This window comes from Lentzea sokolovensis, assembly GCF_033949975.1.
GTDB lineage: Bacteria > Actinomycetota > Actinomycetes > Mycobacteriales > Pseudonocardiaceae > Lentzea > Lentzea sokolovensis.
The window spans coordinates 50495-65000 of the sequence record NZ_JAXAVU010000014.1 but is presented as its reverse complement, the minus strand read 5'-3'; the positions used below and the strand labels follow the sequence as shown (position 1 = coordinate 65000).

Sequence of the window (14506 nt, the reverse complement as noted above, 5' to 3'; positions counted from 1 at the left end):
ACCGCGATCAGCTCTGGCGCCGCAGCGCCCAGACGGTGCCCGCCAGGAGCAGGACGGCGAGCCCGCCGAAGATCGCCACGTCGACCAGGTGCACCTGCCACGCCTGGCTCTCCGGGATGAAGACCGCGTACCGCTTGGCGAGACCGGACTGCGGCAGGCACGCCAGGAATCCCTCCTGCGTGTTCGGCGTCCCGCCCGGCGTCGACTTGCAGGCCTGGGTCAGGGTCGAGACCTTGTCCTGCGGTACCGGTCGTCCGGCCGTGTCGAGCCAGCCGTCGTCGATCACCAGGCTGGTGTTCCTGTCCACCTCCAGGCTCGCGCCGGACGCAACCTCCAGTCGCTGCGGGGGAACCAGGCGGTCCACCAGGCCGGACAGGGCGGCGCGCACGACGATGAACGCGCCGAGCACCGCGGTCATCGCTGCCAGGGTGCGGCGGGTCAGCACCCCGAGGAAGGTCCCGAGCATGAACGCGAACAGCGTGTAGCCCACGGGCGAGACGTGCGCGATGCCGAAGTTCAACGCGTTGAACGGACCGTTCCTCAGCGGCCCCAGCGTGCCGGCCGCGGCCAGCCATCCGGATACCAGGTACTGCAGCGTGATCAGCACGATCAACGCGGGCAGCAGCGCGACCACCAGCTTGCTGAACATCCACCGGGTGCGACTCGCCGACTGGGTGAAGGCCAGTACGTGCGTACCCTGCTCCAGTTCCTTGGCGAACAGGGGCGCTCCGATGAAGACACCGATCAGGGCCGGCAGGGCGGTGATCACGAACCGCCCCGTGTCGAACCGGTCTCCCCACACCTCCCGGAAGGCCTTCTCCGCCCCGTCCGGCGCGGAACACTCCTGGAGGGTCTGCGTCACGCACGCGGTGAGCTGCGACGAGGTGATGTCGTCGACCATGTTCGACCACAGCAGGACGATGGCACCCGCGCCGATCACCAGCATGCCCAGCAGGGTGATCAGTTGCAGGCGCTGCTGCCGCCATGAAGCCCAGATCATGCCGCTTCCTCCTGCGCCGCCGCCGCGCGCATGTGGTCGAGTGCCAGCTGGCCGAGCGGGGTGCCGCCCGCGCCGAGCCGGCTGACGTCGCCGGCCAGCAGGATCCGTCCTTTGTGGAGCAGGACGAGGTGGTCGCACACGCCTTCGAGTTCGGCCAGCACGTGCGACGACAACACCACTGTGATGCCTTGGGTTCTCGCTTCGGTGATCAGTGCGCGCAGCACGTTCTCGCGGGCCAGCGGGTCCAGGTCGGCCAGCGGTTCGTCGAGCAGCAGCAGGCTCGGCCGCTTGCCCAGCGCCAGGGCCAGGGCCACGCGGGTGCGCTGCCCGCCGGACAGGGTGCCGACCTTCGCGTTCATCGGCACCGCCGCCTGCTCGATCAGGTGCTCCGCGTAGCCCTGGTCCCAGGTCGGGTTGGTCCGCGCGCCGTACGTCAGCGTCTCCGCCACGGTGAACTGGTGGTAGAGCGGCTTCTGCTGAGCCAGGTAGGACACCGCCGGGTGCAGGCCCTTGCCCGTCGGGCGGTCACCGAACACGGTGATGGTTCCTGTCGTCGGGCGCAGCAGGCCGGTGACGAGTCCCATCAGCGTGCTCTTGCCCGCGCCGTTCGGGCCGACGAGGGCCACGACCCGGTTCTGGGGGATCACCAGGGATGTTTCCCGCAGCGCCCAGCCCCTGCGGTACCGCTTGCCCACACCCTGGGTGAAGACCGGAAGCACCTGTTCCGGCTGACCTCGCATGTTCACGGCCGTCTCCTTTCCGTCATCGGCTGACGCCAAGGTAACACCTTTCACTAGTGAAGTAGTGAACCGTGAGATCTGCCTCGCCGAGGCAACCTTGGCCGGAGATGGCTGGTTCGGAGGACGCTGTTCCGTTCAGCCGGAGACGACGCCGGTGCGCCACGCCCAGGCCGCTATCTCGACGCGGTTGCGGACGGCGAGCTTGCGTTGCGCGTTCGCCAGGTGCGTCTTCACGGTGGCGACGGAGACGTACAGCTTGGCGCCGATCTCGTCGTTGGTGTGGCCGTTCGCGACGAGCTTCACGACGTCCAGTTCGCGGTCGGTCAGCGGTTCCGGCAGTGGTCTGTCCACAGTGGAGTCACCGGTCCGCCGGGCCGGCGCCAGCTTCGACAGCAGCCGCACCGTCACGGTGGGGGAGATGAGGCTGGTGCCGGTGGAGGCGGCGCGGACCGCCTCGATCAGCAGCGCCGGCGACATGTCCTTGAGCAGGAACCCGCACGCGCCGTTCTGCAGCGCGCGGTACACGTACTCGTCGAGGTCGAACGTGGTCGCGATGAGCACGTTGAGGGGTGCGTCCACATCGGGGCCGGCGAGCAGCCGCGTCGCCTCCAGGCCGTCGAGTGCCGGCATCCGGATGTCGAGCAGGCAGACGTCGGGGCGCAGCCGGCGGGCCTGCTCGACCGCGCTCTCGCCGTCCGCGACGCTCGCCACGACCTCCATGTCGGGCTGTGTGCCGAGGATCATCCCGAACGCCGAGCGGATCATCTCCTGGTCGTCGGCGATCAGCACACGGATTGTCATGCGGTGGAGGATGGCAGAAGTGCTGTCACAGCCCAACCACGACCCGTCGGGCCGGCGGAAAGGCTGCCACCGGCCGATTCCACCCGTTCGGCCAGGCCGACCAGGCCGAAGCCGCCCTTGGGCAGGCCGTTGTCGCCTGCCTGACCGTCGTTGGTGACGCTGATCTCCACCTCCGAACCCCTGGCGCGGGCGCTGACCATCACCTGGCTCACGCGGGTGGCGTGCCTCAGCACGTTGGTGAGCGCCTCCTGCACCACGTGCCGGGCAGCGTCCACAGTGGAGGTGGGCAGGTCGAGGGAGGCGATAGCCGGATCGATGTTCGTGCTGACCGGCGCACCGGTGAAGCTGGACGCGAGGTCGTTCATCATCAGGGTGATCGCCTGATGGGGGTGCATCGGGGCGTTGTCGTCGCGCAGGACGTCGACCATGGTCCGCATCGACGTCAACGCCTGCGAGCCCGCCCGTTCGATGCCGTCGAGCATCTTGTCCAGCACGGCGGGGTCCGGCAGTTGTCCGCTGCCCGTGGCGAAGCGGACCGCCTGGGTCTGCACGACGATCGCGGTCACGTGGTGGGCCACGAAGTCGTGCAGGTCGCGGGCGTACTCCAGCCGTTGCGCCTGCCGGGACAGCTGGAACGAGTCGGTGCGGCCGCGGTCGTACAGCCGCATGACCAGCCCGAGCAGCAGGACGAACGCCAGCACCACGGCGATGATGAACGACATCAAGGGGGTGTAGGCGGTGTCCAGGTCCTCCAGGCGCAACGGCAGTGTGGTCGCGGCGAGGCCCAGCAGAAGGCACAGCCCCGCCGCGCGCCAGGCCGGGAACACCAGCAGGGTCCGGACGCAGAGGCACGCCAGCCCGATGAGCTCGAAGAACCCGAACGTGTTGTCGAGGTGACCGGGCAGCACGGTCGCGCACACGACGGTGAAGGCGATCGACAGCGTCCCGATGCCCGCCACGGCCCGTGCGGGCAGGTCGCGCGTGAACAACGCCACCGAGGGCAGGATCCCGCAGACCACCAATCCCACGGCGCCGTACACGCTCGGTGAGCTGAACGCCTCGACGACCAGCACGGCGCCCCCGGCCGCGACGATCAGCCAGAAGACGACGCGTTGCCACCAGGTGAGCCGGGTCAGGATGCCTGTCATACCGGCGACGGTAGGTCAGAGCCGCGGCGAGCCGCCTCAACCTTTCGGTGGAGCCGTCCCGAGATCACTCAGCAGTGCGATGGATCCGCGCGGGGTCTTCCGTCAGCAGGCTGTGCACCGTTCCCCGGAGTCGACGAGAACGGTGCCAGATGGATCAGCGAACGGTGGCGGTGGCCGACCGGCTGGGCAAGGTGTACGGGTCAGGGCAGGCCGCGGTGACGGCGCTGGACGGGGTGTCCGCGCAGTTCCTGCGCGGCGAGTTCACCGCGGTGATGGGGCCTTCGGGCTCCGGCAAGTCCACCCTGATGCACTGCCTGGCGGGGCTCGACACACCGACCTCGGGCAAGGCGTGGGTCGGTGGCGCCGACCTCGGCTCGCTGAAGGAGGCCGAGCTCACGCGGCTGCGGCGGGACCGGATCGGGTTCGTCTTCCAGTCGTTCAACCTGCTTCCGACGCTGACCGCCTGGGAGAACATCGTCCTGCCGCTGACGCTGGCCGGCACGAAACCGGATCAGGACTGGACGCGGCGGGTGGTCGACGCGGTCGGGCTCGGTGACCGGCTCGGGCACCGGCCCTCCGAGCTGTCCGGGGGCCAGCAGCAGCGCGTGGCCTGCGCGCGGGCGCTCGTGTCGCGGCCGGAGATCGTGGTGGCCGACGAACCGACCGGCAACCTCGACTCCCGCAGCGGTGGGCAGATCCTGGGGCTGCTGCGCCGGTGCGCGAAGGAGTGGGGACAGACGGTGCTGATGGTCACGCACGACCCGATCGCCGCCGGCTACGCGGACCGCGTGCTGTTCCTCGCCGACGGACGGATCGTCGACGAGATGGCCGGCCCCACAGCGGATCTGGTGCTGGACCGGATGCGCCGCTTCGACGGCCAGGCGGTGCGCTGATGATCCGCGTGGCATGGCGGTCCATGATGGACAACCGAGTGCGTTTCCTCCTGCCGGCGATCGCGATCGTGTTCGGCGTCGCGTTCGTCACCGGGTCACTGGTCTACGGCGAGACCGTGCGTGCGGCCGTGGAGGGCGCGCCCAAGGACTTCGACGTCCAGGTCGAGCAACGGGACAACAAGGCCCTGTCCGCCGCGACGATCGAACGGCTGCGCGGCGTGGCCGGGGCCGGTGGCCTGCGTCCGGTCGCGGAAGGCCCGGCGTTCCTGGTCGGCAAGGACGGGAAGCTCGTCGGCACACCGGGATCCGACGGTGGCGTCAACTTCGACCCGCAGCGCCACGAGCTGACCAACGGCGTGGCTCCGTCCGGACCGGACGAGGCCGCGCTCGACAAGTGGGCCGCCCAACGCACCGGCTACCAGGTCGGCGACAAGATGCGGGTCGTCGTGGCGGGCACGGCGCGTGACGTCCGGCTGACCGGTGTGTTCGACTACGAGAACACCCGGATCGTGCGGGGCGGCACGCTCGTCGCGTTCGCCGACGCCACGGCGCGCGAGCAGTTCGGCCACGGCGGCTACACCTCGGCTTTGCTGACCGCGGCGCCGGGTACTGGCCCGGGAGCGCTGGCCACAGCGGTGGAGACGGCGTCGCCCGACCTGCGGACGTCCACCGCCGACGAGCTGACCAGTCTTGAAGCGAGCGACAACGACAAGCTGACCATGATCCTGCTGATCTTCGCGGGCGTGGCGCTGTTCTCGTCGGCCTTCCTGGTGGCCAACACCTTCACGATGCTCGCCGCCGCCAGGGCGCGCGAACACGCGCTGCTGCGGGCGATCGGCGCCGGGCGGCGGTACGTGCTGCGCATGGTCCTCACCGAGGCGTCGCTGCTGGGCGTCGCCGCGACCGCGGTCGGCTACCTGCTGGGCGTGGGCGGCGCGGCGGTGCTGAAGTCGGAGTTCGCCGTCTTCGAAGGGGCGCCGGTCCCGTTGCGGCCGTTCACCCCGGCCACCCTCCTCGCGGCGTTCGGCGTCGGACTCGGCGTGACCCTGCTGGCCGCCTACCTCCCGGCCCGCCGCGCTGCCGCGGTCCCGCCCGTCGCGGCACTGCGCACCGGCCTTCCTCCGACGGGGAAGTCGTTGCGCCGCAGGAACATCGTGGGCTTCGTGGTCACCGCGATCGGTACCTTGATGGTGGTGCTCGGGCGAGGCGAGCAGACCATGATCTACCTCGGCGCGCCGACCATGCTGATCGGCCTGATCATCCTCACGCCGTTGCTCGCCGCGGGGCTGACCTCGGTGCTGCGCGGTCCGTTGACCCGGTTCGCCGGCCTCACCGGCACCCTCGCCGTGGAGAACACGCGCCGCAACCCGCGTCGCACCGGTGCGACGGCGAGCGCGCTCATGATCGGACTGTCGGTCTGCGCCGCCGTCACCGTGCCGATCGCGTCGATCTCGGCGAAGAGCGAGGAGACCGCGAAGTCGTGGAACCACGCGGACATCCGCGTGGAGGCGCTCCCGTTCGCGGATGTCAGCCCGAGCACGGCCGACGAGATCGCGAAGGTTCCCGGCGTCGAGCACGTCACGGCGCTGCGGCAGGCGTTGCTGCCGTTGGACAAGGGCTCCCTTCAGGTGACCGGGGTGAACGCGGGATCGATCAGCGCGCTCGTGCCGCTGACGATTCGCGAGGGCTCGCTGGACCAGCTCGGCACGGGCATCGCGGTGCACAGCGGCGTCGCGGCGGCACACGGCTGGACGGTGGGGTCGAAGGTGGGCGAGGAGAAGCCGCTCACGGTCGTGGCCACCTTCGACGCACCCGAGGAGTTCGGCGCCGATGCCCTCGTCGACACGGCGAACATCCCGGCGGACGAGCTCTGGAACCGCGAGATCCTGATCAAGGCAGGCGGATCGGCGGAGAAGGTGCGCGACGACATCCGCAGCGCGTTGGACAACCCGGTCCTCGTGGTGCAGACGCGCGACGAGTACGTCGAGTCGCAGGCCGCGCAGTACGACCTGTACCTCAACCTCCTCTACGCGATGCTGAGCGTCTCGGTCCTGATCGGCGCGATGTCCGTGGTCAACACCATGACGATGTCCACCATGGAGCGCATCCGCGAGATCGGCCTGCTGCGCGCGGTCGGGCTCGGCCGGTCCCAGGTGGGCGCCGTGCTGCGGATCGAGTCGGTGATCATCGCGGTGATCGGTGCGCTGGCCGGCGTCGTGTCGGGCTGCGTGATCGGGGCGATGACGGTGAGCGGACAGGCGAACACCACCCCCGTGCTCCCGTGGGACCGGCTGGCCGTGTTCATGGCGATCACCGTCGCGATCGGTGTCGCCGCGGCCTTCGTCCCGGCCCGCCGCGCCGTGCGGATCCCGATCCTGACGGCGATCAAGACGGACACCGAGTGACTGCCAACCTGAGGAGAGAACCGTTGCGTTCCATGCTGTCCGTAGTTGTGTTGATGGGCTCCGTGCTCTGCGCCGGCGGCGTCGCTTCCGCCGCTGAGCAGCCGGACTGGAAACCGTGCTCGGCCGTGGCCGCCGGATGGAATCCGGACGACCAGCGCACCGAATGCGCGATGGTCCGCGTACCGCTCGACCACGCGAACCCCGGCGGGCGTCAGATCCAGATCGCGGTCAGCAGGCTCAAAGCCACCGGTGACAGGACCGGCGCGATCCTGGTGAACCCCGGCGGTCCAGGCCAGCAGGGCGTGACGATGCCGCAGCATCTCGCCGCGAGCAAGGCCGGCGGGCTCAACGTCCATCACGACCTCATCGGCTTCGACGCGCGCGGTATCGGCTACAGCACAGCCGTTCCGTGCGAAAGCGATGACACGCGGCCGGACCCGTCGCTGTCCCCGAAGGACCGTGCCCGGTTCGCCGCCGAACGCGACGCCAGGCGCAACCGCGAGTGCTTCGACCGCGACCCGGACCTGGTCCGCTCCATGACCACCCAGAACGTCGCCCGCGACATGGACGTCATCCGCGAGGCACTCGGCGAGAAGAAGATCGGCTACTACGGAATCTCCTGGGGCACAGGGCTCGGCGCGACGTACCGGACGCTGTTCGACGACCGCGTGGACCGGATGCTGCTCGACTCCGTCGTGCCACCGGTGCTCGACGTCAGGACGATGGACGACGGTCAGGCCAACGCGGGGGAGAACACGTTCCACGAGTTCGCCGCCTGGATCGCCCGCTACGACGCCGTCTACCACTTCGGCTCCACCCAGACCGTGGTCTCCCAAGCACTGCTGGACCTGCGGGCCGAGCTGACCGCCCACCCGCGCACGATGCCCGACGGCAGCGTCGTCGACGGCGACACCGTGAACATGATGTACGCCAATCCCCGCAAGGAATGGGCGGGCCTCGCCGCTCAGCTCAGGTCCATCAAGGACACCGGAGCGGTAGCACCGAACCGGCCGGGTGGTCTCGGCTGGGACGCGGACGTCCACCGCTACGACCCGTTCCCGCAGACCGCGTTGCTGTGCAACGACTCACCCAGCGCCCGCGACTTCGAAACCGTGTGGCGCCACCACGAGGAGCGCGCCGAACGCTTCCCGGTGGCCGGCCGGTTCGGGATCTACGAACAGCGCTGCGTCGGCTGGCCGACGGAGGGAAAGCCGTGGGACCTCAAGGCCGGCAAGAGCCCCGTGCAGCTCGTCGCCCACCTGTACGAGCCGGTGACGCCGATCGGCTGGGCCCTGGAGATGCGCGGTCGCATCGGCGGTGACCTGATGACGATCGAGGACGACGCCCACGGCTCGCTGCAGGACCTGCCCTGCGCCGAGGCCGCGGTGACGTTCTTCGACACCGGCCGCACGTCGACGGGCAGCTGCGCGGGCGCACCGGTTCCGGGGCCTGGGCTGTAGCTCGCCCGACCTGTACAACTACGCCCAGGGACCCGATCAACACCACTGACCCGGCGGAACCTGCGCAGGTTTCGCCGCAGGACTGAAAGGATCCTTCTGATGTCCGACCGTGCGACCAAGGCCCAGCGGGTGCGCTTCTGGCTCGTCGTCTGCGCGGTCTACATCGCGCTCGTCGTGGCGGCCGTCCTGCTGCACGACCGGGCTCAGTGGATGGGCGCGGGTGTGGGGACGCTGGGCGGTTGCCTGGTCCTGGCCGCACTGCTGGGCTGGTGGCGTCGCCACCCGGCCAACCCTGACCGGGCCGAGTAGTTCCCGGCCCAGCTCGCGCGCCGGGTTAGCGAAACGAGCACCTGCTCGCACGATTCGCGGCCGTGCAAAGGTTCCCCATGGACATGGACGTTCTCGTGCCGGACCTCATCGAGCGGAACTGGGCTTGGGCGGACGCCAACTCACCGTGCGGTGCCCTGCCCCAGTGGATCGAGCGCGCGGGTGACCTGGTGGTGGACGGGCCGGTCGTCTGGTCCACGCCGGACGACACGCCGTTCGGCGAGGACAGCTACGACGTGCCGCCCAGGACCTACTCGGTGTTCGTCGGGATCGACGGCTACGGCGACGACCCCGAGCGGACGCGGTACGACGTGCGCGTGGTCTTCATCGCCCTGGCCGGACCGGAGAAGCTCGCCGAGGCCACCTGGCGGCACGAGCAGGCGGGCCTCATGACCATCGAGGACTACACCTGCCTGGCGAGTCAGAAGGCCAACTCGTTCATCACGGGGGAGACCTTCGCCCGCCTCAAGGAGGCGGTGCTGTCGACCGAGAGCGTGCACCGGAAGGGCCCGTGGCCCAACGAGGTCGTCGACCCGGAGACCGGGTTGAACGTGATGCTGTTCCCGTCCTACGACAGCGCCAGCGGCATTTCGTGCATCGAACTCGTGGACGACGTCGAAGAACTCGTCGGCCTGCTCCACTTCAGCTACGGGATTTGACGCTGGTCAGGTGTCGCACTGCAGGGCGGCGTCCTGCAGTGCGCGCAGCGCCGCCCGGCACGCGGGGCGGTTCGTGGTGCTGTCGCGCCACAAGGCGAACACCCGTCGTCGGGGTGCCGGCAGCAGCGGCACGAACCGGACACCTTCTGGTGTGGCGCCGCGGCCGAGCCGGGGGATGATCGCGGCGCCGAGCCCGGCCGTCACCAACGCGAGCTGGGTGGAGTGTTCGGAGGCGGTGTGCCTGACTTGGCGCTGGATTCCGTTGCGGCGCAGGGTGTTCTCCAGCCAGCCGTGGCAGATCTCGTCGCTGGGCCAGCCGACCCAGTCCTCGCCGCTCAGTTCGTCCAGCGTCACGGCGGCCCGGTCGGCCAGCGGATGGTGGGCGGGCAGGGCCACGTCGAGAACGTCTTCCAGCAGCGGCGCGCAGGAGATCCCGTCGGGCACCGCGAGTGGCTCTTCCGGCCAGTCCTGCACCACCGCGATGTCGATGTCGGCGTGGCGCAGTTGTGCGATCGACTCGTCGGGTTCCAGCTCCGCGAGTCGTGCGGACAGGTTCGGGTGCCGCTGTCGCAACGTGTGCAGCACCGTCGGCAGCAGGCCGCGGGCGGCCGTGGCGAACGCGGCCACCGTGAGTGATCCGGCCACGGCGCCGCGGTGGCCGGCGAGGTCGGTCTCGACGAGTTCGACCTGCCGCAGCAGTCTGCCCGCGTGGCCGGCCAGCAGGTCGCCGGCGTCGGTGAGCCGGATGCCGCGACCCTGCTTCTCCAGCAGGGGCTGGCCGATCTCGCGCTCCAGCCTGGACAGTTGCTGCGACACCGCCGAGGTGGTCACGTGCAATGCCTCGGCGGCGCCGCGGACCGATCCCGTCGTGGAGACCGCGTGGAGGGTCCGCAGTCGTTCCAGGTTCAACACATTAGCGATGCTACGCGGTTGTTCGAAGAATGTTTCGATTGTCTTAGCGACGGTGGAGCGGCAGTGTCGGTGCCGCCTGAACCGACCTTCGCGAGGAGACTTCGTGCACCATCAGCTTCTGGTCCTCGGTGGCGACCTTCCGGTCCACCGTCTGGGTTTCGGCGCCATGCGGATGCCTGAGAACGACCCGGCCGCCGCACACGCCCTGGCGCGCCGCGCGGTCGAGCTCGGCGTCACCTTCATCGACACGGCCGACTCCTACGACCTGGGCCGCAACGAGGAGTTGCTGGCCGAGGCGCTACACCCCTGTCCCGACGGTGTCGTGGTGGCCACCAAGGCCGGTCAGTGCCACCCCGGCGACGAGTGGATCCCGCTCGGTCGCCCGGAGTACCTGCGCCAGCAGGCCGAACTGAGCCTGCGGCGGTTGCGAGTCGAGCGCATCGACCTGTTCCAGCTCCACCGGGTCGACCCCGCGGTCCCGCTGGCCGACCAGATCGGCGCGTTGCGGCAACTGCAGGACGAGGGAAAGGTGCGGCACGTCGGGCTGTCCGAGGTCTCCGTCGAGCAGATCGTCGAAGCCGGGCGGATCACGCCGATCGTGAGCGTGCAGAACCGGTACAACCTCGACGACCGGCGCTCGGAGAACGTGCTGGAGCACTGCGAGCGGCACGACATCGCGTTCCTGCCCTGGCTGCCGATCGCGCCGAGCGTGCGGCCGGACTCGCCGGTGACCGAGGTGGCGCGCCGGCTCGGCGTCACCCCGGCCCAGGTCGCGCTGGCGTGGTTGTTGCGCCGGTCGAGGGTCATGCTCCCCATCCCCGGCACGTCCTCCCTGCGCCACCTGGAGGAGAACGCCGGTGCGGTGAACGTCGATCTGCCCGACGAGGACTTCGACCGCCTCGGGCAGGCGCGGAGTGACGTGGTTCCGGCGTGACGAACGGGTAGCCGCGGCCGGCGACACCGACTATGGTCTCTGCCATACTCCCGAATCAGGGGACGGCGCGATGAGCGGGCAGGGCAGGCGGGGCACCAGGCAGCGGATGCTGGACAGCGCGGTGCTGTTGTTGCGGGAACGCGGCGCGGCCGGCGTGACGGTGGACGCGGTGCTGGCGCACAGCGGTGCGCCGCGGGGGTCCGTCTACCACCACTTTCCCGGTGGTCGCAACGAGTTGGTCCTGGGCGCGGTCCGCCAGGCCGGGGACTACATCGCCGCCGTGGTCAGTGAGTCGGCGGCCGGGGGCGACGTCCGGCAGATGGTGGACCGGCTCGTCGTCTTCTGGAAGCGGGCGCTGGTCAAGACCGACTACCGGGCGGGCTGTCCGGTCGCCGCGATGGCCCTGGACAGCCGCGATCTCGTCCCCGAGGCCGGTGACGTGGTGCGGGAGATCTTCACCAGTTGGCAGGCCAGCCTCGCGAACACGCTGGCCGCCAACGGTTTCGCGGCCCAGCGCGCGCAGCGACTGGCGACGTTGGTCGTGTCCGCGATCGAGGGTGCGATCATCCTCTGCCGCGCCCACCGTGACCTGGGCCCGCTCGACGACGTGCTCGTCGAGATCGCGCCCCTGTTGGAGCGACGAGACTAGGCCGTGTCCTGCAAGTCGGTCCGCGACAGTCGCGGCCGAGGGCCCCGGAGGCGGCACCGCCGGAACGCCCGAACACGCCCGGTATGAGGGCGCCCCGGCGGCACCGCCTCCGGGACTCTCGACCGTGACTCTCATCGAACAGACTTACAGGACACGACCTAGGAGCCTGGCCCATGTGGAAACCCAGCGCCTGCATCCTCTGCGAGTGCAACTGCGGGATCGAGATCCTCGTCGGTGACGACGGGCGGTCGTTCGACAAGATCCGCGGCGACAAGCTCCACCCCGCGTCGGCCGGCTACACCTGCAACAAGGCGTTGCGCCTCGGCCTGCACCAGAACGGCGACACCGGCCGGATCACGCACCCGCTGCGCCGGCGGCCCGACGGCACCTTCGAGGAGATCGACTGGGACACCGCGATCAGCGAGATCGCGGCGCGCCTGGGCGAGGTCCGCGACACCTTCGGCGGGGAGACGATCTTCTACTACGGTGGCGGCGGGCAGGGCAACCACCTCGGCGGCGCGTACTCGCCCGCCACGATGGCCGCGTTCGGCGGCCGCTACCGCTCGTCCGCGCTCGCGCAGGAGAAGACCGGCGAGTTCTGGGTCAGCGCCCGCATGCTCGGCAACATGACCCGCGCGGACTTCGAGCACTGCGAGGTCGCGCTGTTCGTCGGCAAGAACCCCTATCAGTCGCACGGCTTTCCGCGGGCCCGTTCGGTGCTCAAGGACATCGCCAAGGACCCGGCCCGGTCGATGATCGTGATCGACCCCGTGCGGACCGAGACGGCGGAGCTGGCCGACTTCCACCTCCAGGTCAGGCCCGGCACCGATCTCTACCTGCTGACGGCGCTGGCCGCCGTGCTCGTGCAGGAGGACCTGATCGCCGCCGACTGGCTCGCCGAGCACGCGGACGGCCTCGACGCCGTCGCCGCCGTCCTGCGCCAGGTGCCCGTCGGTGACTACTGCGCCGTCGCCGACGTCGAGGAGACGCTGGTGCGGGCGGTCGCCGCCCGGATCGCCGCCGCGGACTCCGTGTCCGTGTTCGAGGACCTCGGGGTCCAGATGAACCGCGACTCCACGCTCGTGAGCTACGCCGAGAAGCTGGTCTGGCTGCTCACCGGCAACTTCGGCAAACAGGGCGCCCAGTACGTGCCCTCCAGCCTGGTGCCGATCGGTCGTGACCGCGGGCACGCCGGCGACGAGGGCCCGCGCAGCCCTGTCGCGGGCGCGCGGATCATCAGCGGCCTCGTGCCGTGCAACGTGATCGCGGAGGAGATACTCACCGACCACCCGGCCCGTTACCGGGCGATGCTGGTCGAGAGCGCGAACCCCGCGCACTCCCTGGCCGACTCGGCCCGCATGCGGGAGGCGCTCGCCGCGCTGGAACTCGTCGTCGTCATCGACGTCGCGATGACCGAGACCGCACGCCTGGCCGACTACGTGCTGCCGGCGCCGACGCAGTTCGAGAAGTTCGAGGCCACGTTCTTCAACTTCGACTTCCCGCGCAACATCTTCCACCTGCGGCACCCCGTCGTGCCCGCACCGCGGGGCGTGCTGCCCGAGCCGGAGATCCACGCCCGTCTGGTCGAGGCGTCCGGCGCGCTCACCGAGGCCGACTACGCACCGCTGCGCGCGGCCGCGAACGCTGGACGAGCCGAGTTCGCGCAGGCGTTCCTCTCCGTCCTCGCGGACCCGGCGAAACGGCGGCTCGCGTCCGTCCTGCTGTACCGCACCCTCGGCCCGACGCTGCCGCACGACGCCTCCGCGGCCGCTGTGCTGTGGATGGCCGCGCACGAGTGCGCCCGCAAGAACCCGGCCGGAGTCGAGAAGGCGGGCTACGGGTCCGGGCTCGAAGCGGGGGAGCGGCTCTTCGAGGCGATCGTCAACGGCTCGCACGGCGTGCACATCACCGACGACGAGTACGACGCCTCGTGGCGGCGCCTGCGCGGTCGGCGAATCACCCTCGCCGTGCCGGAACTGCTCGCCGCGGTGGCTGCGCTGGGCGAGAGGCCCGTCCCGCGGCAGGATCCGGAGTGGCCGTTCGTGCTGTCCGCGGGAGAACGGCGCGCCTTCACCGCCAACACGATCATGCGCGATCCCAGCTGGCGTCGGCGCGACCCGGACGGCCGCCTGCGCATGAGCGTCACCGACGCGACGCGGCTCGGTGTCACGACAGGCGACCGGGTCAGGCTCACGACCCGGCGCGGCAGCGCGGAGGTGTCCGTGGACGCCACCGACACCATGCGCTCAGGCCACATCTCGCTTCCCAACGGCCTCGGGCTCACCGTGAAGGAGCGCACGGGCGTCGCTCCCAACGAACTCACCGCCGCGGAGGACCGCGACGAGTGGGCCGGCACGCCGTGGCACAAGCACGTGCCGGCCCGACTCGAACCGCTCGGGCCCTAGCAGCACATTCGTCCCAGTGATTTCCCTAGTTTTCCGGGGGACTCGATCTTTTAGGGCATCTGCCAGTTCTTCCTCGTTGAGAAAGAACTGGCAGATGCCCAGTCTCTAGTTGAAGGGCGAATTAGATAGGCCACTTTTGCCTGGTGAGAAGGCATGTGGCGAAGTGGGGCGAT

At 70.0% G+C, this 14506-nt stretch carries 12 protein-coding genes and 1 pseudogene; 8 read left to right on the top strand and 5 right to left on the bottom strand.

Going from position 1 to position 14506, the window contains the following annotated elements; translation table 11 throughout:
- Window positions 1–7 precede the first annotated feature (7 nt).
- The 4 genes and pseudogenes from SK854_RS34355 to SK854_RS34340 all read right to left on the bottom strand — a co-directional run bounded on the left by SK854_RS34355 (window position 8) and on the right by SK854_RS34340 (window position 3689).
- On the bottom strand, window positions 8–1000 hold the full coding sequence (locus tag SK854_RS34355) for an ABC transporter permease (protein ID WP_319979292.1): 993 nt from the start codon (window positions 998–1000) through the stop codon (window positions 8–10).
- A 227-nt stretch (window positions 1001–1227) separates the two neighbouring features.
- Window positions 1228–1740: pseudogene (locus SK854_RS34350) on the bottom strand (ATP-binding cassette domain-containing protein); the annotation flags it as partial.
- Between the two features lie 135 nt (window positions 1741–1875).
- Complete coding sequence (locus SK854_RS34345; RefSeq protein ID WP_319979291.1) at window positions 1876–2541, bottom strand: response regulator transcription factor; 666 nt, start codon at window positions 2539–2541, stop codon at window positions 1876–1878.
- Window positions 2538–3689: a sensor histidine kinase gene (locus SK854_RS34340; RefSeq protein WP_319979290.1), complete on the bottom strand. Its 1152-nt coding sequence runs from the start codon at window positions 3687–3689 to the stop codon at window positions 2538–2540. Before SK854_RS34340 ends, SK854_RS34345 begins: the two co-directional genes overlap by 4 nt.
- Before the next feature lie 149 nt (window positions 3690–3838).
- Here SK854_RS34340 and SK854_RS34335 point away from each other — a divergent pair, with 149 nt between their 5' ends.
- From SK854_RS34335 to SK854_RS34315, 5 genes are all read left to right on the top strand, one after another.
- Window positions 3839–4582: an ABC transporter ATP-binding protein gene (locus SK854_RS34335; protein ID WP_319979289.1), complete on the top strand. Its 744-nt coding sequence runs from the start codon at window positions 3839–3841 to the stop codon at window positions 4580–4582.
- Window positions 4582–6987, top strand: coding sequence for an ABC transporter permease (locus SK854_RS34330; protein WP_319979288.1), 2406 nt, complete (start codon window positions 4582–4584; stop codon window positions 6985–6987). Before SK854_RS34335 ends, SK854_RS34330 begins: the two co-directional genes overlap by 1 nt.
- 32 nt (window positions 6988–7019) lie before the next feature.
- Window positions 7020–8447: an alpha/beta fold hydrolase gene (locus SK854_RS34325; protein ID WP_319979287.1), complete on the top strand. Its 1428-nt coding sequence runs from the start codon at window positions 7020–7022 to the stop codon at window positions 8445–8447.
- 99 nt (window positions 8448–8546) lie between these two features.
- On the top strand, window positions 8547–8756 hold the full coding sequence (locus SK854_RS34320) for a hypothetical protein (RefSeq protein ID WP_319979286.1): 210 nt from the start codon (window positions 8547–8549) through the stop codon (window positions 8754–8756).
- Window positions 8757–8833: 77 nt separating this feature from the next.
- Entirely contained in the window at window positions 8834–9433 is a 600-nt protein-coding gene (locus SK854_RS34315) for a hypothetical protein (RefSeq protein WP_319979285.1), read from the top strand.
- A gap of 6 nt (window positions 9434–9439) precedes the next feature.
- On the opposite strand, the gene SK854_RS34310 is transcribed toward SK854_RS34315, so the two are convergent.
- Window positions 9440–10345, bottom strand: coding sequence for a LysR family transcriptional regulator (locus tag SK854_RS34310; protein ID WP_319979284.1), 906 nt, complete (start codon window positions 10343–10345; stop codon window positions 9440–9442).
- A 103-nt stretch (window positions 10346–10448) separates the two neighbouring features.
- Here SK854_RS34310 and SK854_RS34305 point away from each other — a divergent pair, with 103 nt between their 5' ends.
- The 3 genes from SK854_RS34305 to SK854_RS34295 all read left to right on the top strand — a co-directional run bounded on the left by SK854_RS34305 (window position 10449) and on the right by SK854_RS34295 (window position 14333).
- Window positions 10449–11279: an aldo/keto reductase gene (locus SK854_RS34305; protein WP_319979283.1), complete on the top strand. Its 831-nt coding sequence runs from the start codon at window positions 10449–10451 to the stop codon at window positions 11277–11279.
- 70 nt (window positions 11280–11349) lie between these two features.
- Window positions 11350–11928, top strand: a complete 579-nt coding sequence (locus tag SK854_RS34300; RefSeq protein ID WP_319979282.1) for a TetR/AcrR family transcriptional regulator — start codon at window positions 11350–11352, stop codon at window positions 11926–11928.
- A gap of 173 nt (window positions 11929–12101) precedes the next feature.
- Window positions 12102–14333, top strand: a complete 2232-nt coding sequence (locus tag SK854_RS34295; protein WP_319979281.1) for a molybdopterin-dependent oxidoreductase — start codon at window positions 12102–12104, stop codon at window positions 14331–14333.
- The last annotated feature ends 173 nt before the right edge of the window (window positions 14334–14506 follow it).